This window comes from Ensifer sp. R-19 (genome assembly GCF_049905105.1).
In the GTDB taxonomy this organism is placed as follows: Bacteria; Pseudomonadota; Alphaproteobacteria; order Rhizobiales; family Rhizobiaceae; genus Ensifer.
In genome coordinates, this window is the sequence record NZ_CP184570.1 from 883,064 (window position 1) to 907,547 (window position 24,484).

The window sequence follows — 24,484 nt, forward strand, 5'->3', positions numbered from 1 at the left end:
AAGGGAGGGAGTGAGCCATGCCAAGAGAACTGGAATTCATGAGCCAACAGGTGGCCGCAGGGCGGCTGTCGCGACGGGAGTTTCTCGGGCGCGCCGCAGCGCTCGGCGTTACGGTCGCGTCGGCGAACCTGCTGCTCGGCCAGGCAGCTCGAGCGGCCGGGCCTGTCAAAGGGGGAACACTGAAGGCCGGCCTCGTCGGCGGGGAGTCGACGAACAGCCTCGACCCCGCGACATGGGCAAGCCAGGTCCCCTACACACTTGGGCGCTGCTGGGGAGAACAGTTGCTCGAGGTATCTCCGGCCGGCGAGATCGAATATCGGCTCGCCGAATCCTATGAGGCAACACCCGACGCCAAGACCTGGCGCTTCAAGATCCGCAAGGACGTCACCTTTCACAACGGCAAGGAACTGACCCCGGCGGACGTGGTGGCGACACTCGAGCGTCACGGCGATGCCGATTCCAAATCGGCGGCCCTGCCCTTCGTCCAGGAATTCGAGACAATCAAGGCAGATGGCGACAGCGTCGTCATCACGCTTCGCCAACCGAACGCCGACCTGCCCTATGTTGTCAGCGATTACCACCTGATGATCCAGCCGAACGGTGGCAAGGATGATCCGACGGCGGGCATCGGCACCGGGCCTTACAAGGTGGTCTCCAATGAGCCGGGCGTCAAACACATCGCCGAACGCCACGAAGGCTATTGGGGCTCCGCCGAACGCGGCCATGCCGAGCAGATCGAAATCGCCGTCATCAACGATTCGACGGCACGCACCGCCGCGCTACAGAGCGGCCAGATCCACATGATCAACCGTATCGAGCCCAAGGTCGTGGCCCTGATCCAGCGCTTGCCCGGGGTCGTCATCCGCAACGTGCCGGGCAAGGGTCACTATGTCTTCATCGCCCACTGCAACACGACGCCCTTCGACAACAACGACCTGCGCCTGGCGCTGAAATACGCCGTCGACCGCGAAGAGATGGTCGCCAAGGTGCTCGCCGGCTACGGCACCGTCGGTAACGACACGCCGATGATCAAGGGCTACCCGCTCTTCGACAACGACATCGAACAGCGGGCATTCGATCCGGACAAGGCGAAGTTCCACTACAAGAAGTCCGGCCACAGCGGCTCGGTTCTGCTGAGAACTTCGGACGTCGCCTTCCCAGGCGCCGTCGACGCGGCGCAGCTTTTCCAGATGAGTGCCGCCAAATGCGGGATCACCATCGACCTGAAGCGCGAACCGGGCGACGGCTACTGGTCGGATGTCTGGAACAAGCAGCCCTTCAGCATGTCCTACTGGACCGGGCGGCCGACGCAGGACCAGGTCTATTCCATCGCCTACCTATCGAAGGCGGAGTGGAACGACACGCGCTTCTTCCGCGAGGATTTCGACAAGCTGATCTTCACTGCGCGCGGCGAACTCGACACAGCCAAGCGCAAGGCGCTCTATCGCCAGTCGGCGATGATTTTGCGTGACGAGGGCGGGGTCATCGTGCCGATGTTCAACAACTACATCGACGCAACGAGCGACAAGGTCGGCGGCTGGGTCGACGATCCGAACGGCGAACTGATGGGCGGCCACGCGCTGACGAAATGCTGGCTCAACGCCTGAATTAAATGGGAAGCCGAAGGCCGTCGCCGACCTTCGGCTTCCTTGACGCATTTAGAGAGTTTGACGCAGCGACAGCGTGCCGTCGCTTGCGAGTTCCACCTCGATCTCGTGGTAGCGATCAAGCGTCAGGTGCGGAGTACCTTCCACGGCCGCGTGTGCGCCGGTAACGACGACGACGTCGGCACCGGCCGCGAGACCGGCAAGAATTCCCGCAGGTGCGTCTTCGAAGACCAGGCAATCCTCCGGACGCACACCCAGGCGCTCGGCAGCCATCCGGTAGCCCTGCGGATCGGGTTTGCCGACGGAAACATCTTCGCCCGTAATCATCAACTGCGGCGTCGGGATGCCGGCGGCAGCAAGGCGGCGCACTGCCAAGTCCAGCGGCGCGGACGTGACGATCGCCCATTTTTCCGGCGGTAGTGAATTCAGGAAGGCGACGGCACCGGGAATTTCGACGATGCCCTCGACGTCGGCGATCTCTGCGAGCGCCAGATCAAAGGCTTCCTTTTCCGGATCGACATCGGGCAGTTCGAGGTTGCGGATCGTATCGACGGCACGGACGCCGTGAACGGTCTTTATGAACTCGATCGGATCGATCCCGTTGCGCACCGCCCAGGCGCCCCAGACGCGCTCGACGACGGCCACGGAGTTCAGCAGAGTGCCATCCATATCGAACAGCAGGGCAGCAAAATTCTTCGTGAACACGGATGAAGGCGCGGCGTCCAAGGCAATCCCCTGAGGTGGTGAAACGGGCGGCAGCAACATCGCCCTATGGAGAAGGCACACCTACTACCGGACGGCCGGACGCACAATGACATTTGCGCCGCAACCGCCAGCGATGTCGCTCAGCTTGCGGCCTGGATTTGCGTCGTCATGAGGAAATCGATCGGGCCACCGGGCTGATCGTCGTCGAAGACGGCACAGGACAGCACGCCACTGAAGACGGCGCCGGAATCGACATTGGTCCGGTTTCCGATCGTGCGCGGATTGGCCATGCTGGGTGTATGCCCATGGCAGAGATGTTTTCCAAAGTACTCGCCCGAATAGTCCTCTGGTCGCCGGATCCAGAGGAAGATCTCGTCGCCTTGCTGTTCGAGCGGCAAGGTCTCATCGATACCCGCATGCACGAAAATGCGATGCCGCTCGACAAGGATCGTGGGAAGCTCCTTGATCCACTTCAGATGCCGACCGGGAACGACGCCATTGTAGGAGACCAGCGTCTCCTGGCCACCGTTCATGAGCCACCAATCAACGTCGCTCTCGCCGCTGCTGGCGCCCCATAACATCTCTTCATGGTTGCCCTTGAGTGTCAGCCAGGTCCAACCGGGTTTTGACGGGCCGGCCATGACCAACTCGACGACGCCGCGACTGTCCGGCCCCCGGTCGATCAAGTCGCCGAGAAAAATGACCCTGCCCGCCGGTGCATAGGTTTCAATCTCGCGCAAAAGCACACGCAACTGGTCGAGGCAACCATGAATGTCGCCGATAGCGAAGGTGAGTTGCCGGCCGGCCATGCGTCTACTCTCCACACATACTCCAAACCCTCGAACCGGGCTGATCCGAGAGAAAATATCGATAAATCAAAACACTATAACAAGTCTTTCGTCGAAACGTATGCGCGCGATATCGATTGAAACAACCGACTCACGTCAAAGTGCCCGACAATTTTTCCGGTAGTCCGCCGAGATGGCCGAAACTGGGCGGAGGTACGCCTTCGAGCGAAATCGCGAAAGCCGTATTCCGTCACTCGGGACAGGCGGCATCGTCGCTGAGCCCTCAGCGACGGGAATGGCCCTTTGCAATCGTCGAAGTGGCGATCGATACCGGGTCGCTCGCCGGAAATGTATCTTCAAGCCCCTCTTCGAGCTGCTCTTCCATCGCGTCCCGATCATGCGCCCGACGTGCATTCGGCAGCGGTTCGCGAAAGGCCGCCTTCGCACCGCCCGCAGCCGGAAGCGCTTCGTCTGCGGCGAGCGCCGTTCTGAGCATATCCTTTGCTTTTGCGATGGCGTTGAGCCGGTTCAAGGAGCCGGCATCATCCTGCGGGCACATCACGGTCACCACTTCCCCGCCATCGCCGACGAACTCGACGCTAAATCCGGCTCGACCGCCTCTTTCTGGGGAAACCTGTATACCGACGACGCGCATCTAACCCTCCTGCGTACGGATTGGCGCCTCTGTCCACCGGACTGATATGGCAAAAGGGGTCGCCGATCGTCCGCGCGGAGTCGAGGACATGTAAGCAAGGAAGTGTCGAAACGCGCTTTTGTTCCGAGACCCTGGAAAAATCGCGGCAACCGGTCGCGGTTGCGCTCAGAGTGCGCCCGGCAATGCGACGGCGCGCGTTGTATTGGCCGGCAGATCGTTGGCGGTATCTGCCGACTGGAATATCGGGCCACCGGCCGGCTTCCGCGTGCAATTTGCGAAAGCGTCGAGGTCACGTTTGTAGACCTTCGTCTCGACGTTCATCATGCCGAGAACGGTATGGAAGAGATTGTCGTGCGACTTCGGCTGTGCCGTGTCCTTGGCGAGACAGACGGTGTCGACCCCCATAGCCGCCTGATAGGGCTTCGAAAACCAGGCGACGAACGGCACCTGAGTCTGCTCCCGCGGGGCAATCGCGTAGGGCGCACCGTGCAGATAGATACCGTCTTCGCCGAGCGACTCGCCATGGTCGGACATGTAGATCATCGCGCCCGCCACACGGTCCTGGTGCTTTTCCAGGAGACGGGCAACACTTGCCAGCACGTAGTCGGTGTAAAGGATCGAATTGTCGTAGGCGTTGGTGATCTCGGCGACCGAGCACTTCATCAGTTCCGGCGTCCGGCAATCCGGCGTGAACCGGCGGAATTTTTCGGGATAGCGCAGATAGTAGGACGGACCGTGGCTGCCGAGCTGGTGCAGGACGATCACGCTGTTCGATGTGGTCGCCTGGAGCTTCTTGTCGAGTTCGCCGAGGAAGATTTCATCCAGGCATTCCCCGTTCTTGCACAGGGGGCTGTTCTTCTGGTTGGTCATGCTGGCGAAGCTGATGAGATCGGCAATGCCCTTGCTGCCTGTGTTGTTGTCCCACCAGGTGGTCGAGACACCGGCACGCGTCAGCACGTTCATCAGATTTTCCGTCGAACGCGCCTTCCAGTCACTGTATTCATTGCGCGGATAGACAGAGAACATGCAGGGAAGCGAAATCGCCGTCGCCGTGCCGCAGCTCGTGGTGTCCGTATAGTTCACGACGCCGAGCGCCTTCAGTTCCGGATTGGTCTCGCGTGCGTAGCCGTTCAAAGAGAAGTTCATTGCGCGCGCGGTCTCGCCGGCAACGACGACAACGACCACCGGCTTGCCGGCCGCCGCAATTCGCGGACCCTGGCGGGCGTCGGTGCCGAGCGGCTGCACGACGATGTTGCGCTCTTTGAAAGTCGAAGCGGCATACCGCACGGCGGCCGAGACCGGCCCCGTCGGATTGAACCGCTTCATCAGGTCCTTGTGCTCGCGGATCACGTAGGCGACGTTCGCGAAATTGGCATAGACCAGCCCGCTGCTGACGATGAGGCAGGGGATGATTACCGCAAGATTGACTGCGGCATTGGCGAGGAAGGGGCGACGGCGAACATTGATCCAGATGACGACAAGCGAGGGAAGCAAGCCATAGAGCAGCAGGTGCATCGCCAGACTGGCGGTCAGCAGATGACCGGCTTCCGCCTGCGTGGTTACGGCCGCATTGCCGATCATGTCCTTGTCGATGATGACGCCAAAGGTGTCGATGAAATAGGAGGCCGACGCCGACACCATGATGAGGAAGATCGACACCGGCTTCATCACATATTTGACTGAGGCGGTCGTAAGCCCCGCAAAGGTCAGGAGGCAGAGTGCCGCGCTGAAGGACACAAGCGCCACAACGGAATCGTTGAAATAGGCGAATGTATGCGTCCAGAAGGAATTGTTGGTGACGACAAGCAGATAGGCGCTGACGAGCGCGCTCAGAGCGATACTACCGATCTCTGGCCGGCGAATTCTCGAAAAAATCAATGCGGTCGTCTCCAGCGGCGACTGCACGATCATCTGAGATGGTCAATACAGGCGCGGGCATTCAGTCGAAGTGGAGACCGCAATACGGCCACCTGTTCAGTTGCAGCCTCCCCCTCACCGGTCGAGATACGACGTGCAAGCTGTCGAAACCCCGTCAAGATTGCTCATTGACCGCTTCATGCACGCGGTGGTGGGTATTGCGACCGGGAGTTGGCAGCCCAAGCGAAAGCCCATATGGTCGGCAGCGGCCAATGTAATATCGAGACGATTCAATGCGCCTGCTCCTGGTTGAAGACAGCCCGCGACTGGTAGAACTGGTCGGAGAAACCATGCGGGACGCTGGCTGGCGCCTCGATTCCGTTTCAACCGTTGCGGACGCCGAAACGGCAATCGCCGGGCAGGAGCACGATCTGGTATTGCTCGATCTCGGCTTGCCCGACGGCGACGGCTTGTCCCTGCTTCGCCGCCTCCGCCACGACTATCCGGGGCTGCCTGTGCTGATCATCACCGCCAAGGGATCCGTCGACGAGCGTATTGCCGGGCTCGATGCCGGTGCCGACGACTATCTCGTAAAGCCATTCCATCATCGGGAGCTTCTCTCCCGTTGCCGTGCGATGCTGAGACGCAACCCGCAAGCGGTCCAGCCGGTGCTGGAGGCTGGAGCCTTGCGCTACGACCCGGCGACCGCGGACCTTACCTGTGACGGCATCGTGGTGCCGTTGCCGCCGCGCGAGCGTTCGCTGATGGAAATCCTGATGCGGGAAGTCGGCCGCGTCGTGCCGAAGCGCAAACTCGAAACGGCGCTTTCCGAATATGGCCAGGAAATGACGCCCAATGCGCTCGAGCTCGCGGTATCACGCGTGCGCAAGCGCCTGCAGCCGCTTGACACCGGCGTACAGATCGAGACCGTGCGTGGTATCGGTTATCTGCTCAGGCGCGCCTCATGAAACCCCGCAACCCGTCGCTGATCGGCATCGTCGCCCGCCGCATCATCGCCTTTTCGCTGATTGCCATGGCAATCCAGATCGGCGTCGTCTTTGCCGACTACTGGTTCGACGACGACAAGCTGAGCGTGCTCATGCTCCAGCAGGAAACCGAAAACCTGGCCGGCTATGTCCAGGTCCGCGATGGCGTCGTGACCTACGAGCCCAGTCACGAGATGCGCGAGCGCTATCAGGACCGCCATGACGACGATGGCTCGATCTTCCTGCGCATCCGCACAGCCTCTGGCGTGATCGTCTATTCGAACTGCACGAGCGAATGCGCCCAGCATTTCCTGCCCGTCAGCATGGATGCACCGCAGTTCTGGAAGCGGCTGATCGCCCCCGGCAAACCCTTCAGCGTCGCCGGCGGCCAGTCTTTCGAACGAAGCGGAACCTCCGTGCTCATCGAACTTGCGATCCTCAACGATCCGAACGGCTTCATGTACGGCGCCCTGCTGCATGAGATGTTCGATTCGATGATCGTACCGATGACGTTGATGTTCTGCCTCGTCATCGGTGCGACGATCTGGTCCATTCGCAGCGCGCTGAAACCCGTCGCCATGGCGGCCCAGGCTGCCGATGCACTCGACCCGCGCGACAGCAATGCACGCCTGCCACTGACGCGGATGCCGCAGGAGATCGCTCGCCTGGTCTCTGCGGTCAACCGCATGCTCACACGCGTTGCCGATCTCATTCAGTCGCAGAAGCTGTTCTCCTCCTCGATCGCCCATGAGATCCGGACGCCGGTCTCGATCGCCAAGATGGAACTGAGCCGCATCGACGACCCAAGGGCCCGCAATGCCGAAAGGGACCTCGACGCTCTGACCCATATCCTGGAGCAGCTCACCTCTCTGGCGCGGGCCGATGCAGTCGATCCCTCCGCCTACCAGCGCACCAGCCTGTCGCAAATCGGGGCCGCTGTTGCGGAAGCGATCGCGCCGTTCGTCTTCGACCACGACAAGTCGCTCGAATTCGTCGACGAAGGCACGCCGCCGGTCACCGCGATCCCGGCGCTCGTCGAGAATATGCTGCGAAACCTGATCGAGAACGCGGTCAAGCACAATCCATCGGGCACGCGCATCATTCTCGCCTGCGGTCCCGGCCCGGTGGTCTCCGTCGAGGATGATGGCAAGGGGCTCGTCGACCTGCCTGAACACCATGAAGACCTCGGCTACCTGAAGAGTTCCGGCCAGCTCGGGCTCGGCCTGAAGATTGTTCGGCGCATCAGCGAGCTGCACCAGGCGACCATCGCGGTCGATACGGCCCCGGAGCGCGGCACCAAGATCTCGATAGATTTCTCTGCCGCGGTCTAGGCTCCGCCAATTGGCCGATCCGGCAGAAAATACTCCCCATCCCCTTTTGGTCGCGCGCCGTCCTTAGGCGCCATGCGCAACCATCTACGCTATATGGCCAAATCACAGCCAACCTTTGCGTCGCTCTGCCGTGAACCACGACCGTTTCGCTGATCCGCGGACCAGGAGACGCGCAATCCCGCATCAAAAATTCATTCGATTGACTTAATCAATAGAATGATGTAATTTCAGCACATGATGAAAAACAAAACCTCGACCCAAACATCCAGGCAGGAACGCGGCGACGTCACGCGCGAGAAGCTTTTGACGAGTTCCATCGATGTCTTCGGCCGCTACGGCTTCGATGGCGCCAGCACGCGGATGCTCGCGGAGACTGCCGGCGTGAACCTGCAGGCGATCCCCTACTATTTCGGTGGCAAGGAAGGCCTCTACATCGCCGCCGCCGAGCATCTCGCCTCAATTATCGTTGGACATGTCGGCGATCTCAGAAACGCGATCCTCGAGCGTCTTGCCCGCCTCGACGGCGAAGGCAAGACGATGTCGGCTGAGGAAGCCCGGGAACTCCTGACCCAAGTGGCGCAACACATGGTCGCGATCTTCGTCAGCCGGCAATCCGAGAGCTGGGCGCGCTTCATCATCCGCGAACAGATGGAGCCAACCGAAGCCTTCGAACGGGTCTACGCCAATGTCATGGGCCCGATGATCGGCATGGCTGGCAGGCTGGTTGCGACAATTCTCGGTGAACCGCCGCAGTCCGAACATGTCCGGCTGAAGACCCTCTCCTTCGTCGGCAGCATCCTCGTCTTCCGCATGGCCCATGCGGCCATGCTCCGGCAGATGAACTGGCAGGCCGTTGGCCCCGACGAACTCGACATTCTGCGTCGGCACGTCGCCGAGCTTGTCGCGGCGCTTGGCGGCGAGAAGGAGGGTCAGCCATGAACAAGCCGGCAATCGCCCTTCTGTTGCTCGCTGGCACTGCTGCCGGTGCCTGGTGGTTCGACGTCCCCCAGCGGCTCGGCTGGACCGGCACGGAGCGAACCTCGGTGCTTTACGGCAATGTCGACATCCGCCAAGTCTCTCTCGGCTTCCGTGTCAATGGCCGTATTGCGAGCCTCGGCGTCGACGAAGGCGACGCGGTGAAGCCCGGCGATGTCCTTGCGACCCTTGACGCCGTTCCGTTCGAACAGGCGGTGGCCGCGGCCGAAGCCGAACTCGGCGCGCTCAGGGCCAATCTTGCAAAACTGAAGGCGGGCGCCCGCCCGACCGAAATCGCCCAGGCGCGGGCCACCCATGAAGAACGCCTCGCCGATCTGGAAAATGCCAACCTTGCCTATGAACGCGCGCGGCAATTGCGTCCGAACGGCACCATCTCGCAAGCCAATCTGGATGAGGCAAGCGCCAACAGGGCTGCCGCCGCTGCACGCGCCACCTCCGCCCGCGAGGCGCTGGCGCTCATCGTGGAGGGAAGCCGGATTGAGGACATCGAGGCGGGTCAGGCACAGGTGCTCGCAGCCGAAGCCAAGCTCGAAAGTGCCCGCACCTCGCTTGCCGATACCCGCCTGCTCGCGCCAAGCGCGGGCACGGTGCTGTCCCGGGTGCGCGAAGTCGGCGCCATCGTCGCGCCGTCCGACATGGTCTATGTCGTCTCGCTCAACGAACCCGTCTGGGTCCGGGCCTATGTCGCAGAACCGGATCTTGGCCGGGTGCATCCGGGCATGAACGTCGAGATCACGTCGGACAGTGCGCCGGATCGCCCCTACAACGCGACGGTAGGTTTCATCTCGCCCGTCGCCGAGTTCACACCGAAGTCGGTGGAAACGCCAGAGCTCAGGACCGATCTCGTCTATCGCCTGCGCATCGTGGTCGACAAGCCGGGTCCCGATCTCAGGCAGGGCATGCCGGTGACAGTGCACTTGCCCGCATCCGCAGAGGCAACACGATGAACGACGACGCACCGTTCGTCCGGATCCTGGATGTGGTCAAGCGCTTCGGCGATGCCCCGCCGGCGCTCGACCACATCGATGGCGAAATCCTCCGCGGACGGATCACCGGGCTTGTCGGCCCTGATGGCGCGGGAAAAACCACGCTGATCCGGCTGATGACCGGGCTGATGGTGCCGGACGAGGGAAAGGTCGAGGTTCTCGGTTTCGACACGGTGACCAACGCCGCCGCCATCCAGGCGGCGATCGGCTACATGCCGCAGCGCTTCGGCCTTTATGAAGATCTTTCCGTACAGGAGAACCTCGACCTCTATGCCGACTTGCGCGGCCTGCCGCTTGCCGAGCGAGCCGCGACCTTCGATGAACTGCTGGAATTCACCGATCTCAAGCGCTTTACCGAACGGCTTGCCGGCAAACTCTCCGGCGGCATGAAGCAGAAGCTCGGTCTCGCCTGTGCGCTCCTGCGCAAGCCCCGCTTGCTCCTCTTGGACGAACCGGGCGTCGGCGTCGATCCGATCTCGCGCCGCGACCTTTGGAAGATGGTCGAGAACCTGATGGCCGAGGGCATTGGCGTCGTCTGGTCGACGGCCTATCTCGACGAAGCCGAGGCCTGCGACAGCGTTCTCCTGCTGAACGAGGGCAAGTTGCTTTTTGCCGGCAGCCCCGCCGATCTGACCGCTCGGGTCGCCGACCGCGTCTTCAAGGTTTCCGGTATCGCGCATGGACGCCGCCAGAAGCTCGCTCGCTTGCTCGATGACGACGATGTCGTCGACGGTGTCATCCAGGGTGAAGCGATCCGACTGGTGATGAAGCCGGACACAAAACCGCCGACACCGGACGACGGCTCGTCTGCGCCTGACGTGACGACCACCCCGCCCCGCTTCGAGGATGCTTTCATCGACATGCTCGGCGGCGGCCCCGGCGGCCGCTCGAAACTGGCGGAAACACAGACACCTTTCACGATGGAGGACAGCAAGCCCGTCATCGAGGCCCACGGCCTGACGAAACGCTTCGGCGATTTCACCGCCGCCGACGACATCACCTTCGATATCCCGCGCGGCCAGATCTTCGGATTGCTCGGCCCGAACGGCGCCGGCAAGTCGACCACGTTCAAGATGCTGTGTGGGCTGTTGAAGCCTACGGCCGGCGAAGGCCGCGTCGCCGGTTTCGACTTGCGTCGCGACGCGGCGGAGGCGCGCAACCGGCTTGGCTACATGGCGCAGAAGTTCTCGCTCTATGGAGACCTAAGCGTCGCGCAGAACCTCAGTTTCTTTGCCGGCGTCTACGGCCTTTCCGGCACGGGCAAGCGCGAACGCATCCAGCTGATGACCGATATCTTCGCCTTCGGCCGGCTGCTCGACATGTCGGCCAAGGATCTGCCGCTTGGGCTCAAGCAGCGGCTGGCCCTTGCCTGCGCCGTCCTGCATGAGCCGGAAGCACTGTTTCTCGATGAACCGACCTCCGGCGTCGACCCCATCACCCGACGCGAGTTCTGGACCCATATCAACGGGCTGGTCGAAAAGGGCGTGACCGTGCTCGTCACCACCCACTTCATGGACGAGGCTGAGTATTGCGACCGCATCTCGCTCATCTATCGCGGCCGGTCGATCGCGCTCGGCTCGCCGGATGAACTGAAGGCACAGGTCGCCAGCGACAAGCTTCCGGACCCGACGATGGAGGATGCTTTCATTGCCCTGGTCCAGGGGTCGGAGGAGAAGGAGGCCGCATGACCACACAGCTCTCCACGACCGAAGGCCGGTCCGCCCGCATCCGGCGCTTTGCCGCGCTCGTGCGCAAGGAAAGCTACCAAATCGTTCGCGACCCGAGCAGCATCCTGATCGCCTTCGTGTTGCCGCTGATCCTCCTGTTTCTGTTCGGCTACGGCGTTTCGCTCGATACCACGCAGACCCGGATCGGCCTGGTTATCGAGGAGGAGGCGCCGCTGACCCGCGACCTCGCCGCCGGCTTCCAGGCCTCACGCTATTTCAAGGTGACGGTCGGTCGCGACCGGCGCGAATTCGAAGAGGATCTGGTGCTCGGTCGCGTGCGCGGCATCGTCGTGATTCCAGCCGGCTTCTCGGCGGACTATGCCGCCGGGCGCCACCCGACGGTGCAGGTGCTCGTCGATGGCTCGGACCCCAACACCGCCAACTTCGTGCAGAACTACGCCCAGGCGACCCTTGCCAACTGGGAGCGCCAACGCTTGAGCGACGGCGCCGGCCGGCCGCCGGCAATTTCGGCAGAGCAACGATTCTGGTTCAATCCGGAGCTGACCAGCCGGAACTTCCTTGTGCCCGGGTCAATCGCCATCGTCATGACGCTGGTCGGGACCCTGCTCACCTCGCTCGTCGTTGCCCGTGAATGGGAACGGGGCACGATGGAGGCGATGATGGCGACACCCGTCTCGGCCGCCGAACTTCTGGCCGGAAAGCTGCTGCCCTATTTTATCCTCGGCCTCACGTCGATGACGCTCTGCGTTCTGCTTGCCGTCTTCCTCTTCGGCGTCCCCTTCCGCGGCTCGGTCGCAGCACTCTATGCGCTCTCGGCAACCTTCCTGATGCCGGCGCTCGGCCAGGGCCTGCTGATTTCGGCGGCCACGAAGAACCAGTTTCTCGCCTCGCAGCTCGCGCTGATCTCAGCCTTTCTGCCGGCGTTCCTGCTCTCCGGCTTTCTCTTCGAAATCAACTCGATGCCGACGGTTATTCAATGGATCACTCTCATCGTGCCGGCGCGTTATCTGATCCCAAGCCTACAGACCGTGTTCCTTGCCGGCGACATCTGGCCGATGTTCACGCGCTCCATCGCCGTCATGCTCCTGATCGGCTGCGTCTTCTTTGCGCTCGCCGCCCGCAGCACCCGCAAGAGGATTGGCTGAGATGTGGTGGACAAGGCTCAAGGCACTGATCGTCAAGGAATTGCTGGCGGTGCTGCGTGATCCCAAGGGACGCACCGTGCTGATCGTGCCGCCGATCATGCAACTGCTGGTGTTTTCCTATGCCGCGACGCTGGAGGTAACGAACGTCGACGTCCTGGTGCTGAACCGAGACAACGGCCATTGGAGCCAGGATCTCGTTCAGGAGATCCAGGGGTCGCCGACCTTCCGCAGCATCCGCTTCACCAACAGCCCCGATGAGGTGCGCGTGGCGATCGACACCCAAAAGGTCATTGCCGCGATCGAAATCGGCCCGACGTTCTCGCGCGATATTGAGGGGAGCCGGCCGGCAAAGGTGCAGCTCATCCTCGACGGGCGCCGCTCAAACGCGTCGCAGATCGTCTCCGGCTATCTCAGTCGCATCGTCGGAACGCTTGCCGCCGAGACTCCGGCCGGCCAACGCATGGCGTCGAGCGCCGTCACGGTCGTTGCGCGCAACTGGTTCAATCCGAACCTCACCTATCAATGGTTCATGGTGCCGAACCTGGTGGCGAGCATCGCTCTTTTGATCGGCCTGATCGTGACCGCGCTATCGATCGCGCGCGAACGCGAGCTCGGCACTTTCGATCAGCTCATGGTCTCACCGCTTCGAACCCACGAAATCCTGATCGGCAAGCTGATCCCGCCAATGATGATCGGCCTGTTCCATATCACCATCTACATACTGGCCGCCGTCTTCATCTTCGGGGTGCCGCTGCGCGGATCGCTGTTCCTGCTCTACGGCAGCGCCGTCTTCTACCTGGCCGCCGTCGTCGGTCTCGGCCTGTTCATCTCGGCGCTGTCGATGACACAGCAGCAGGCGATCCTCGGCGCATTTCTCTTCATGGTGCCGGCAATGCTGCTCTCCGGTTTCGCGACGCCGATCGAGAACATGCCCTCGTGGCTGCAACCGATCACCTACGTCAACCCGTTGCGCTATTTCCTCGTCATTGTGAAGGGCGTATTCCTAAAGGACATTCCGGCGGTCGAGGTGGCGCGCCAGACGATCCCGCTCTTGCTGATCGCCATCGTCACCCTCTCGGCCGCCTCATGGCTGTTCCGCCGCCGGCTGGAATAGCGTCAACCTTTCAGGAAACGCCCGATCGCGGCGACCTCGTTCTGGCGGATATCGTGGCCACCCGGGTGCCATTCGGTTTCCGTTACGGCGCCCTGCCCCTGGAAATAGTCTGCCAGGGCCTGCGTCAGCGGCGCCGGGCAGATGGGATCGCGTTCGCCGCCCGTGATCAACACCCGGCGCCCTTTGAGGCCCGCGTTGTCCTTCGGTCGGAACGGGATCAGTGGATGCATGAGCACCGACTTGTCGAAGACACCGTCTTCGATGAGCACATTGGCAAGAATGTTCGCGCCGTTGGAATAGCCAAGGCCGATCACCTCCGAAGCCTGATGCTCGGCGGCCAATGCCTTGACGAAACCGGCCATCTTCTCGGTGGCGCGTGCAAGATCCGCCATGTCGTAGACGCCCTCGCCCGTGCGCTTGAAGAAGCGCGCAGCCCCATATTCCGCCACGTCGCCACGCGGCGAGACGATCGTCGCATCGGGCAGCAGCTCGGACGCGAAGGTGAAGAACTGGTTTTCATCTCCGCCCGTCCCGTGAAAGACGAAGAAGATCGGCTGGCCGGGCTTGCCGGCCTTCAGTTTGTGAACGTAGCCATGATCGACCATTTTTGTCTCCTGGAGCAATTTCCGGAAACGGGTAAACACCCCGTCCGAGATTGCCTGTTTTCAAAGCGTTAGATTCACGGTTTCGACGAAACTGTGAACCGTTCTTCCGTACAATCCGGTGCCGAAGGCTCGCCATAACGGCGAGCCTTCTCTGCATCGACGTGTTAGTCGTCGATCTTCTGCAGGTGGCTTTCCAGAATCGGACGCAGGTGCTTGTGCTGCTGCGGCAGCTTCAGCGCCTCGCCGAGGTGAGCGAGATCCTCGTCCCGGTCGAAGCCTGGCTCGTTGGTGGCGATCTCGAACAGCACGCCCCCCGGCGTGCGGAAGTAGATCGCCCAGAAGTAATCGCGGTCGATGACCGGGGTGACCTGGTAGCCGGTATCCATCAGCGCCTTGCGCACTTCCAGCTGCTTTTCGCGGTTTTCGACGGCAAAGGCGATATGGTGCACCGAACCGGCGCCCTGAGAAGCGCGGCCGATATTCGGCATCGTCTCGAGGTCGATGACGCGCGCATCGTTGCCGCCAGGCACGATCAAACGCGTGACGCCGTCCTTGCGGTCAAGCTCCTCATAGCCCATGAACTTCAGCAGTTCGGCCGTCGCGCCTTCATCACGAAGACGGAGGGCGGCGGAGTGGAAGCCCCGGATCGCGTGATCCGCCGAGATGCCGCCTTCCGTCCAGGGCGTGCGCTGATCGCCCTTGACCTCTACGAGCGCAAAGCCGTCGCCATCAGGGCCGGCAAAGTTCAGGCGCTTCTCGCCGAAGGTTTCTTCGTCCTTGAGACCGGAGATACCCGATGCCGTCAGGCGATCCCGCCAGAAGCCGAGCGAGTCTTCGGGCACGGAGAAGACGGTGGTCCCGACTTCACCGGTACCGGCACGGCCGCGCGGCATGTTCGGGAACGGGAAATAGGTCATGACCGTGCCGGGTGTGCCGGCTTCGTCGCCGTAATAGAGGTGGTAGACATCCGGCGAGTCGAAGTTGACCGTCTTCTTGACGCGGCGCAGGCCGAGCGACTTGGTGAAGAACAGGTTGTTTTCGCGCGCATCGTCGGCCATCGAAGTGACGTGATGCAGACCCTTGATCTGATTGAGCATTGTCGTGATCCTTTCTCTCCGGCGCCACCGGGCGCTCCGTTGGGTCATAGATGCGCTCATCCGGCCGTCGGCGAAAGACGGCGGCGGCCAAACGCATTGTCAACATTTCATTGACGACACCAGAGACTCGTCAACAATCATATGCCTGGCAGCGCTGCGCTTGTGACCGGTTGCGCCGATGCATAAGATCGGCTCGCGGCATGTTGCCGTAAGCACGCGAGGAGGCGCGCGGACACCTGTGAAATTTCGCCTGGCTCTTGGATTCCTGCTGTTGCCGCTGCTTGCGACCATGCTGGCCTGGAAAGGCTATGCGGTCACGACAGACAGCTATCTGCGCGAGGCGACCGCTCAAGCCACCACCGCTCTCCGGCTCGCCGTCACGGCGCTCGATGGTCACCTCAACCGCTATCAGGCGCTGCCAGCATTGATCGCCGATCACGAAGACGTTCAGGAACTGGTCACCCGCCCGCGTGATCGGCGACTGAGGGAGGCGGTGAACACCTATCTGAAAGACATCAACGCGCTGCTCCACTCCTCCGATATCTATGTCATCACGCCGGACGGCGATACGATCGCTGCCAGCAACTATGACGGGCCAACGAGCTTCGTCGGCCAGAACTTCAGTTACCGGCCCTATTTCCAGGAAGCGCTTCGCGGACAGCAGTCGCGGTTCTATGCGCTTGGCACCACATCGCTGAAGCGCGGCTACTATTTCGGCTCGCCAATCCAGATCGGCGACGAAATCCGCGGCGTTATCGTCTTCAAGGTCGATGTCGAAAGCATCGAAGCCTCGTGGCAGGGTGGGGAATACAGGATCTTCGTTTCCGATCCCGAAGGCATCATCTTCATGTCCGGGGACCCGGACTGGCTCTATTCCTCTATCCTGCCGCTGACCTCAGACCGCCGCGCGCGCACCGAAGCCTCGAGGCGGTACGCCGACGCCACCCTGCGTCCGCTGCCCATGGCAGAGAGCAACGCGTCCGACCACCGCTTCATGACCGTCTCCTCCGGCGGTTCGAGCCGCGAATACCTCGTGCTCTCCCAATATATGCCGGATGCCGACTGGACCGTGAACGTACTGGTGGATACGGCCTCTGCCTATACGCAAGCGCTGACCACCGTCGCCGCCGCGCTGCTGTTGATCTGTCTTGCCGGCCTTGGCGTGGCCATTGTTCTGCAGCGGCGTGCGCGGCTCAACGAACGCATTTCAATGCAGGCAGAAGCGCAGGTCGAACTCGAACGCCGTGTCGACGAACGCACCGCCGACCTCGCGCGCGTCAATACCCAGATCGAGGAGGAGATCGCCGAACGTCGCCTGACGGAACAGCAGTTGCGCCGCACACAGGCCGACCTGATCCAGGCAGGCAAACTGGCAGGTCTCGGCCAAATGTCCGCGGCGCTTTCGCACGAATTCAACCAGCCACTTGCCGCCGCCAAGACCTATGCCGACAGCGCGGCCCTGCTGATCGAACGTGGTCGCTCCGACGAGGCGACCGACAATATCCGCCGGATCTCCGGGCTCGTCGACCGCATGGCGGCGATCAGCAAGCATCTGCGAAATTTCGCCCGCAAACCGAATGAGAAGCTTGGGCCGGTTCCGGTCGAAGAGGTGGTGCGCGATACGATGGAGATCGTATCGGTTCGGCTGAAGGCCGCAGCGGCAACCATCGACATCGATCTCGGCGATAAACCGCTCGTCGTCCGTGCCGGCTCAGTCCGCCTGCAGCAGGTGCTCGTCAACATCATCTCCAATGCGGCCGATGCGGTCGAGGGGCTTGATGACCGGACCATTCGCCTTCGCGCCCGACAGGAAGACCACAAGGTGGTGCTGACGGTCAGCGATCGGGGACCTGGCATCGCGCCGGCGATTGCCGAGCGTATCTTCGATCCGTTCTTTTCCACAAAGGGCGTCGGCAAGGGGCTGGGCCTTGGCCTTTCGATTTCCTATAACATTATCAAGGATTTCGGTGGCAGTCTTATCGCAACCAACCTTGCGGAAGGCGGCGCCGAGTTCCGGATCGAACTTGCCGCTGAAAACAGCAATGCCCGGGAGGCTGCCGAATGATCGAAAGCCGGATCCTGCTCGTCGACGACGAAGAGGAGGTGCGCCATTCGAGCGCGCAGGCGCTGGAACTGGCGGGTTTCCGCGTCGATGTCTTCGCCGCAGCCGAACGTGCCCTGGAATTCATCAGCTACAGCTTCGCCGGTGTCGTCATCAGCGACATCCGCATGCCCGGCATGGACGGCATGACGCTGCTACAACGCATCCGAGAGATCGATGCCGAGGTGCCGGTCATCCTCGTCACCGGCCATGGCGACGTTCAGCTTGCCGTGCGCGCGATGCGCGAAGGCGCCTATGATTTCGTCGAGAAGCCGTTTGCGGCACAGATGCTCGCTGGCACCATTCGCCGGGCGTTGGACTGGCGCGCGCTCGTTCTGGAAAACCGCCGGCTGAAAGCCGTCGCCGGCAAACGCGACGACATCGAGCAGCGGCTCCCCGGCCGCAGCCAGGTCATGGTCGATCTGCGCTATCGTATCCGCGCCATCGGCGCAGCCGACGCGGACACGCTGATCATCGGCGATACCGGCGTCGGCAAGGAGGTGCTGGCCCGCACGCTGCATGATCTCAGCGCTCGCGCCAACAGCCCGTTCATCGCCATCAACTGCGCGGCCCTGCCGGAGAACCTGATCGAGAGCGAACTCTTCGGCCACGAGCCCGGCGCCTTTCCCGGCGCCATTCGTCCGCGCTACGGCAAATTCGAGCATGGTCGCGGCGGCACCATCCTGCTCGACGAGATCGGCTCGATGCCGTTCGACCTTCAGGCAAAATTCCTGCGCGTCCTCCAGGAACGCGTCATCACCCGCCTCGGATCGAACGAAGTCGTACCGCTCGATGTGCGCTTCATCGCCACCAGCAAGGTCGATCTCGAAAGGGAAGTTGCCGCGGGGCGCTTCCGCGCCGATCTGCTCTACCGCCTCAACGTCGCAACGCTTCGGGTTCCCTCGCTCGCCCAGCGCCGCGCCGATATCCCGCTGCTCTTCCTGCAACTGGTAAGGGAATCTGCGGCACGCTATGGCCGCGATGAAGTCGAGGTCTCGCAAGCCATGCTGGCGGAAATGGCGGAGCGCGACTGGCCGGGCAATGTGCGCGAACTGCGCAACGCCGCCGAGCGGCTGGTGCTCGGGCTTGATTCAGCACCGCTCGATGCCGCGAAGGAAGAGAGCGGCCGGCTTGCCGACAAGGTGGCAGCCTATGAAAAGGGTCTCATCGCCAGCGCCATTGCCGCGCATGGCGGCGCCCTGAAGCCGGTCTACGAGTCTCTCGGCATTTCGCGCAAGACGCTCTACGAGAAAATGCAGAAGTTCGGGCTCGACAAGAAGCTTGTCGCTGCAGATTTCCCGGCCGATGGCGAACTCTGATCAGAGCCCGCGCCGAAACCGCAAGTGCCCGGAATAAAGCAGGGACGCGATCGCTCGCGTCCCTGTCAACTGCGGTATCGGCCGGCTCAGACGTTGAAGGCTGCGCCGATCAGCGTCTTGGTATAGGGCTGCTTCGCCGCCTCGAAGATCGCGTCCGTTTCGCCTTCCTCGACGATCTTGCCGTTCTTCATGACGATCACATAGTCCGACATCGCCTTCACCACCGAAAGATCGTGGCTGATGAAGATGTAGGAGAGCCCATGCGAGCGCTGCAGGTCGCGCAGGAGTTCGATCACCTGACCCTGAACCGAGCGGTCGAGCGCCGAGGTCGGTTCGTCGAGAATGACGACCTTGGGCTTCAGGATCATTGCGCGGGCGATCGCGATGCGCTGCCGCTGGCCGCCCGAGAACTCGTGCGGGTAGCGGTTGCGGGACGCAGGGTCGAGCCCCACTTCCTTCAGCGCTTCTGACGCCCGGCGGTCGCGATCGGCACGGCTGAGCTCGGGCTCGTGCACTTGCAGGCCTTCGGTGATGATCTCACCGACGGTGCGCCGGGGTGAAAGCGAGCCGTACGGATCCTGGAAGACGAGTTGCAACGTGCGACGCAGCGGCCGCATCTGCCCGCGGTCGAAGCCGGAAATATCCGTCGTCCCGAAACGATAGTAGCCGCTGCTCGGCAGAAGCCTTAGAAGCGCACGACCGAGCGTCGACTTGCCGGAACCGGACTCGCCGACGACGCCGATCGTCTGCCCCTCTTGCAGGCGCAGATTGACGTTGTCCACCGCACGGAAGACAGACTTCCCACCCCGGAAAAGCCCGCCGCCGATCTGATAGTCGACACAGACGTCGCGGCCTTCGAGAATGATCGGCGCGCTGTCGGCCGGCGACGCCTTGCGGCCGCTCGGCTCGGCCGCGAGCAGCATCTTCGTGTAGTCGGCCTGCGGCCGCTCGAAGATGTCAGCCGTCGTGCCTCTCTCCACCACTTCGCCGCGACGCATCACCGCAACGCGGTCCGCGAAGTGCTTGACGATGCCGAGGTCGTGCGTGATCAGCACGATCGCCATGCCGAAGCGCTTCTGCAGCGACTTGAGCAGATCAAGGATCTGCGCCTGGATCGTCACGTCGAGCGCCGTCGTCGGTTCGTCCGCGATCAGGAGATCCGGGTCGTTGGCAAGCGCCATGGCGATCATCACGCGCTGACGCTGGCCACCCGAAAGTTCATGCGGATAGCTGTCGATGCGGCGCCCAGGTTCCGGGATGCCGACGAGCTCGAGCAGTTCAAGCACGCGCGCCCGCGCCTGTTTGAACGTGCCGCCCCGATGGTGCACGATCGGCTCGGCGATCTGGCGGCCGACGGGATAGAGCGGATCGAGCGAGGTCATCGGCTCCTGGAAGATCATGGTGACCTTCGCACCGCGCACCTCGTTCAGCGCCTTGGGCGGCAGGCCCACAAGCTCCTGGCCGCGGTAACGCGCGGAGCCGGTGACCTCACCGTTCTTGGCGAGCAGGCCCATGATGCCCATCATCGTCTGGCTCTTGCCGGAGCCGGACTCGCCGACGACCGCAAGCGTTTCGCCGGTACGGACGTCGAGATCGATGCCCTTGACCGCTTCCACCGTGCCATCAGGCGTCGAGAAGTTCACCTTGAGGCCGCGAACGGCCAGGATGGTTTCCTTGGTATCTGCCATGTCAGCGATCCTTCGGGTCGAGCGCGTCGCGCAGGCCGTCGCCAACGAAATTCAGCGAGAACAGCGTCAGGACAAAGAAGATGGCCGGGAAGATGAGCAGCCACGGCGCCGACTGGATGTTGTTTGCGCCTTCCGAGATCAGCGCTCCCCAGCTCGTCAGCGGCGCCTGAACGCCGAGGCCAAGGAAGGAGAGGAAGCTCTCGAGCAGGATCACCTTGGGCACGACGACGGTCACGAAAACGATGACCGGACCGATCGTATTGGGGATGATGTGCCGGCGGATGATCTGCCAATCGGTCAGGCCGAGTGCCTGCGCGGCGCCGACGAACTCGCGCCGCTTGAGCGCAAGCGTCTGGCCGCGCACGATACGGGCCATGTCGAGCCATTCCACCGCCCCGATCACCAGGAAGATCAGGATGAACGAGCGACCGAAGAACACGACGAGAACGACGACGAGGAAGACGAAGGGCAGAGAATACATGATCTCCACCAGTCGCATCATGACGTTGTCGACGCGGCCGCCGATATAGCCCGATGTCGCGCCGTAGACGACGCCGATGCCGAGCGAAACGAGGCTCGCCAGCAGGCCGACGGCTATCGAGATCTGGCCACCGAGCATGACGCGGACCAGAAGATCGCGACCGTTGGAATCGGTGCCGAAGGGGAAGTATTCCCGGTCGACCTGACCGGTCACTTTCAGCGTGCGGCCGTCATCTTCCGTTGCCACCACCTGGGTGTCGCGGAACTCGTTGGCGCGATCGAAATAGCGCGTTGCGCGCGCATCGATCGGCTGTTCCGAGGTGATCGTCGCGGTGAAGGTCTCACCCTCGAGATTGAACTCCTTGAGCGTGACGCGGGCGCGGGTCGCGATGCCTTCCATCACCCCCTGCAACGTCGAAACGTCGGGCCGCGGCTCGAGGCTGGGGGCTTTCGTGACGTATGACGGAAACACCTGGTCATAGGTATGCGGCACAAACAGCGGACCTAAGAACGAGAACAGCGCGATCAGTGCCAGCATCACGCAACCGGCCATGGCGGCACGGTTGCGCTTGAAGCGCATGGCGGCGAGCTGAAAGAGGCTGCGCCCCTTGGTTTCCGGTGTCACCACCGGGGTCTGGACGATATCAGTCATGGCGAACCCTCGGATCGAGCAGGCCGTAGAGAATGTCGACCAGGAGATTGAAAACGATGACGAAGATTGCAACGAGAATGACCGTGCCCATCACCAGCGTATAGTCGCGGTTGATCGCGCCGAGGACGAAGTAACGGCCGACACCCGGAATGGTGAAGATCGTCTCGACGACAGCCGAACCGGTCAGCAGCGCCGCGGCACAGGGTGCGAGATAGGACACGACCGGCAGCATCGCGCCGCGCATCGCGTGGGTCACCACAACCGTTCGCGCAGGTAGGCCATAGGCCCTGGCGGTTCGGATGTGGTCGGTGTGAAGCGCCTCGATCATCGATCCGCGTGTCAGGCGCGCGAAAACCGCAACCTGCGGCAGTGCCAGCGCAATCATCGGCAGGATCAGGGAGCGGAACGATCCATCACCCCAACCGCCGGAGGGAACCCACGAAAGGCCGACCGCGAATATCAACACGAGCACCGGACCGACAACGAAGTTCGGCACGGTGACGCCGATCGTCGAGACCGACATGATCGCAAAATCGAGAATGCTGTTCTGCCTGAGCGCGGCGATCGTGCCGGCAGTCACGCCGCCGATGAGAGCAAGCAACAGCGCGTAGAAGCCGAGCTCCATCGAATAGGGCAGACCCTTGCTGATCAATTCAGCGACATTGTTGTCTTTATAGACATAGCTCGGGCCGAAGTCGCCGGTCACAGCATTGCTGAGATAGTGCGTGTATTGGCGCCAAAGGGGCTGGTCGAGCTGATACGTCTTCATCAGGTTCGCCATCGTTTGTGGCGGAAGAGGACGCTCGAGGTTGAAGGGGCCACCAGGGGCGAACCGCATCAGGAAGAAGGATATGGTGACGACGATAAACAAGGTCGGCACCGCACTCGCCAATCGGCGGAGGATGAAGGAAATCATGGACGTGCTCCGGAGGCGACGCGCGGCCTGTTACCGCGCGTCGTCTCTGTTCGTTATTCGGCGATGCTCAGGAACTTGCTGAGGTGCTCGTTCGGAGCATTGTCCGCCCAGCCCTTGACGCGGCTGGCAACCAGCCACAGGTCGGCCTGGGTCAGAAGCGGAGCGATCGGCTGTTCCTTCATCAGCAGCGCTTCTGCTTCATGCATCAGCTTCGAGCGGGCTGCCGGATCCTGCTCGTCGTAGGACTTCTTCATCAGGCCGTCGAATTCAGCGTTTTCGAAGTGGCCGTAGTTGAAGGTCTTGTTGGAGCCGACGCTGAGTGCCAGGAAGTTCTCTGCGTCCGCGTAGTCCGCCTGCCAGCCGGCACGGGCAACGTTGAACTTGCCGCCTTCCTGCAGGTAGGCGTAGTGCGAGGACACGTCGAGGTTCACCAGCGACACCTTGGCGCCGAAGGTGTTCTTCCACATGTCGGCGACAGCGGTCGCAACACGCTCGTGGTTCGGGTTGGTGTTATAGCGCAACTCGATATCGAGCGGCTTGCCACCTTCGCCGTAGCCGGCTTCCTTCATCAGGGCGACGGCCTTGTCTTCACGGTCGAGCTGCGACAGCGTGCCGAACTCGGCCTTGGACGGCTCACCGTAGCTTTCGATGCCCGGGGGGACCATCGAATAGGCGGGGAGCTGCGAACCGGCATAGATTTCCTTGGCGAGGAAGTCGCGGTCGACGGCCATGGACAGAGCCTGGCGGACGCGCACGTCGCTATAGGGCTCCTGACGGGTGTCGAAGGCGTAATAATACGTCGCGAGCGACGGCGAAACATGGACCTGATCGCCGTAGGACGTGCGCAGACGCCCGATCTGATCAGCCGAGAAGTTGTAGACGAGATCCATTTCCTTGGCTTCGAAACGGCGAACCGAAGCGGCCTGGTCGTCGATCGGGTAGAAGATGACCTTGTCGAGCTTGACGTTGGCCGCATCCCAATAGTTGGCGTTCTTGACGACGGTCAGGCTGTCGTTCGGAACGTGGGCGGCGAGCGTGAACGCGCCGTTCGAAACCATGACACCCGGCTTGACGAAGTCAGCGCCGTTCTTTTCGACGCTTGCCTTGCTGACCGGAAGCGCGGTCTGGTGCGCCAGCAGTTCCAGGAAGAACGGGGTCGGGCGCTCAAGCGTGATTTCGAGCGTCTTTTCGTCGACAGCCTTCACGCCGAGCTGGTCGGTCGGCAGTTCACCCTTGTTGACCTTTTCGGCGTTCTTGATCGGGAAGAGAATGTTGGCATAGCCGGCCGCGGTCTTCGGATCTTCGACGCGGCGGATGGAAAAGACAAAGTCTTCTGCCGTTACCGGCGAACCGTCCGACCACTTTGCATCGGCGCGCAGCTTGAAGGTGTAGACCGTACCGTCGTCCGAGAGCTCCCACGTTTCAGCGACACCTGGGACGATCTTGGCAGCGGCGTCATAGATCGTCAGGCCCTCGTAGAGGTCCTTGAGGATGAACGCTTCGATGTTGATCGAGGTATGGGCCTGATCCAGGGTTTGCGGCTCACCCGCATTGCCGCGATGCAGGACAGCTTCGGCGAGCGCCGGGCTTGCTCCGATGAGCAGCGAACCGATCAGCGCGGCAGCGCTAAGGTTGAGTTTCAGTGATGCCATTTTGTTTCTCTCCTTCCCCTTGTTTTGGGTTTGTGATCGCAGGAGAGAAGTGCAAATCGTCCTCAAACGCAAGGCGGATTCTGCGGCCGTCTGCATCTTTATCTATAGGACAGAAT

Annotated in this window: 20 protein-coding genes; 10 read left to right on the forward strand and 10 right to left on the reverse strand. The window is 62.2% G+C overall.

All coding sequences use genetic code 11. The features are described from left to right. The first annotated feature begins 17 nt into the window (after positions 1 to 17). Complete coding sequence (locus tag ACN9MO_RS23380) at positions 18 to 1,607, forward strand: ABC transporter substrate-binding protein (RefSeq protein ID WP_057248513.1); 1,590 nt, start codon at positions 18 to 20, stop codon at positions 1,605 to 1,607. Positions 1,608 to 1,658: 51 nt separating this feature from the next. Here ACN9MO_RS23380 and ACN9MO_RS23385 read toward each other — a convergent pair whose 3' ends face one another. The 4 genes from ACN9MO_RS23385 to ACN9MO_RS23400 all read right to left on the reverse strand — a co-directional run bounded on the left by ACN9MO_RS23385 (position 1,659) and on the right by ACN9MO_RS23400 (position 5,633). Next, complete coding sequence (locus ACN9MO_RS23385; protein ID WP_425987968.1) at positions 1,659 to 2,372, reverse strand: HAD family hydrolase; 714 nt, start codon at positions 2,370 to 2,372, stop codon at positions 1,659 to 1,661. Positions 2,373 to 2,452: 80 nt separating this feature from the next. Continuing rightward, a complete protein-coding gene (locus tag ACN9MO_RS23390) occupies positions 2,453 to 3,121 on the reverse strand; it encodes a metallophosphoesterase family protein (RefSeq protein WP_057248515.1) in 669 nt (222 codons plus the stop codon). Between the two features lie 262 nt (positions 3,122 to 3,383). Next, positions 3,384 to 3,755 carry a hypothetical protein gene (locus ACN9MO_RS23395; protein ID WP_113132636.1) on the reverse strand — a complete coding sequence of 124 codons (372 nt, stop codon included), beginning with the start codon at positions 3,753 to 3,755 and terminating at the stop codon, positions 3,384 to 3,386. A gap of 165 nt (positions 3,756 to 3,920) precedes the next feature. After that, positions 3,921 to 5,633: a phosphoethanolamine transferase gene (locus ACN9MO_RS23400; RefSeq protein ID WP_162733617.1), complete on the reverse strand. Its 1,713-nt coding sequence runs from the start codon at positions 5,631 to 5,633 to the stop codon at positions 3,921 to 3,923. A 272-nt stretch (positions 5,634 to 5,905) separates the two neighbouring features. Here ACN9MO_RS23400 and ACN9MO_RS23405 point away from each other — a divergent pair, with 272 nt between their 5' ends. From ACN9MO_RS23405 to ACN9MO_RS23435, 7 genes are all read left to right on the forward strand, one after another. Beyond that, positions 5,906 to 6,580, forward strand: coding sequence for a response regulator transcription factor (locus tag ACN9MO_RS23405; RefSeq protein ID WP_057248518.1), 675 nt, complete (start codon positions 5,906 to 5,908; stop codon positions 6,578 to 6,580). Continuing rightward, positions 6,577 to 7,929 (forward strand): sensor histidine kinase, encoded by a 1,353-nt coding sequence (locus ACN9MO_RS23410; protein ID WP_113132638.1) that lies wholly within the window; start codon positions 6,577 to 6,579, stop codon positions 7,927 to 7,929. The genes ACN9MO_RS23405 and ACN9MO_RS23410 overlap by 4 nt, the downstream gene beginning before the upstream one ends. Before the next feature lie 234 nt (positions 7,930 to 8,163). Further along, entirely contained in the window at positions 8,164 to 8,868 is a 705-nt protein-coding gene (locus tag ACN9MO_RS23415) for a CerR family C-terminal domain-containing protein (protein WP_113132639.1), read from the forward strand. Next, on the forward strand, positions 8,865 to 9,872 hold the full coding sequence (hlyD, locus tag ACN9MO_RS23420; RefSeq protein ID WP_113132640.1) for a secretion protein HlyD: 1,008 nt from the start codon (positions 8,865 to 8,867) through the stop codon (positions 9,870 to 9,872). Before ACN9MO_RS23415 ends, hlyD begins: the two co-directional genes overlap by 4 nt. Then, positions 9,869 to 11,599 (forward strand): ATP-binding cassette domain-containing protein, encoded by a 1,731-nt coding sequence (locus ACN9MO_RS23425; RefSeq protein WP_113132641.1) that lies wholly within the window; start codon positions 9,869 to 9,871, stop codon positions 11,597 to 11,599. Before hlyD ends, ACN9MO_RS23425 begins: the two co-directional genes overlap by 4 nt. Then, positions 11,596 to 12,744: an ABC transporter permease gene (locus ACN9MO_RS23430; protein ID WP_113132642.1), complete on the forward strand. Its 1,149-nt coding sequence runs from the start codon at positions 11,596 to 11,598 to the stop codon at positions 12,742 to 12,744. Before ACN9MO_RS23425 ends, ACN9MO_RS23430 begins: the two co-directional genes overlap by 4 nt. Position 12,745: 1 nt before the next feature. After that, positions 12,746 to 13,858, forward strand: a complete 1,113-nt coding sequence (locus ACN9MO_RS23435; protein ID WP_057248524.1) for an ABC transporter permease — start codon at positions 12,746 to 12,748, stop codon at positions 13,856 to 13,858. A gap of 2 nt (positions 13,859 to 13,860) precedes the next feature. Here the strand turns inward: ACN9MO_RS23435 and ACN9MO_RS23440 are convergent, their stop codons facing one another. Both ACN9MO_RS23440 and ACN9MO_RS23445 read right to left on the reverse strand, forming a co-directional pair. Further along, positions 13,861 to 14,463: an alpha/beta hydrolase gene (locus ACN9MO_RS23440; RefSeq protein ID WP_057248525.1), complete on the reverse strand. Its 603-nt coding sequence runs from the start codon at positions 14,461 to 14,463 to the stop codon at positions 13,861 to 13,863. A 164-nt stretch (positions 14,464 to 14,627) separates the two neighbouring features. Then, on the reverse strand, positions 14,628 to 15,560 hold the full coding sequence (locus tag ACN9MO_RS23445; RefSeq protein WP_113132643.1) for a VOC family protein: 933 nt from the start codon (positions 15,558 to 15,560) through the stop codon (positions 14,628 to 14,630). Between the two features lie 238 nt (positions 15,561 to 15,798). Between ACN9MO_RS23445 and ACN9MO_RS23450 the strand changes: the two genes are divergently transcribed. Beyond that, complete coding sequence (locus ACN9MO_RS23450) at positions 15,799 to 17,625, forward strand: sensor histidine kinase (protein ID WP_057248527.1); 1,827 nt, start codon at positions 15,799 to 15,801, stop codon at positions 17,623 to 17,625. Beyond that, the gene (locus ACN9MO_RS23455; protein ID WP_112996986.1) at positions 17,622 to 18,980 is read left to right on the forward strand and encodes a sigma-54-dependent transcriptional regulator; all 1,359 of its coding nucleotides are present in this window, start codon (positions 17,622 to 17,624) and stop codon (positions 18,978 to 18,980) included. Before ACN9MO_RS23450 ends, ACN9MO_RS23455 begins: the two co-directional genes overlap by 4 nt. Positions 18,981 to 19,066: 86 nt before the next feature. On the opposite strand, the gene ACN9MO_RS23460 is transcribed toward ACN9MO_RS23455, so the two are convergent. Genes ACN9MO_RS23460 through ACN9MO_RS23475 form a run of 4 tightly spaced genes read right to left on the reverse strand, consistent with a single transcriptional unit; the run spans position 19,067 to position 24,368 of the window. Then, complete coding sequence (locus ACN9MO_RS23460; protein ID WP_057248529.1) at positions 19,067 to 20,668, reverse strand: ABC transporter ATP-binding protein; 1,602 nt, start codon at positions 20,666 to 20,668, stop codon at positions 19,067 to 19,069. A gap of 1 nt (position 20,669) precedes the next feature. Then, on the reverse strand, positions 20,670 to 21,800 hold the full coding sequence (locus ACN9MO_RS23465; RefSeq protein ID WP_057248530.1) for an ABC transporter permease: 1,131 nt from the start codon (positions 21,798 to 21,800) through the stop codon (positions 20,670 to 20,672). Beyond that, on the reverse strand, positions 21,793 to 22,716 hold the full coding sequence (oppB, locus tag ACN9MO_RS23470; RefSeq protein WP_057248531.1) for an oligopeptide ABC transporter permease OppB: 924 nt from the start codon (positions 22,714 to 22,716) through the stop codon (positions 21,793 to 21,795). Before oppB ends, ACN9MO_RS23465 begins: the two co-directional genes overlap by 8 nt. A 53-nt stretch (positions 22,717 to 22,769) precedes the next feature. Continuing rightward, positions 22,770 to 24,368 carry a peptide ABC transporter substrate-binding protein gene (locus tag ACN9MO_RS23475; RefSeq protein WP_057248532.1) on the reverse strand — a complete coding sequence of 533 codons (1,599 nt, stop codon included), beginning with the start codon at positions 24,366 to 24,368 and terminating at the stop codon, positions 22,770 to 22,772. Positions 24,369 to 24,484: the final 116 nt, after the last annotated feature.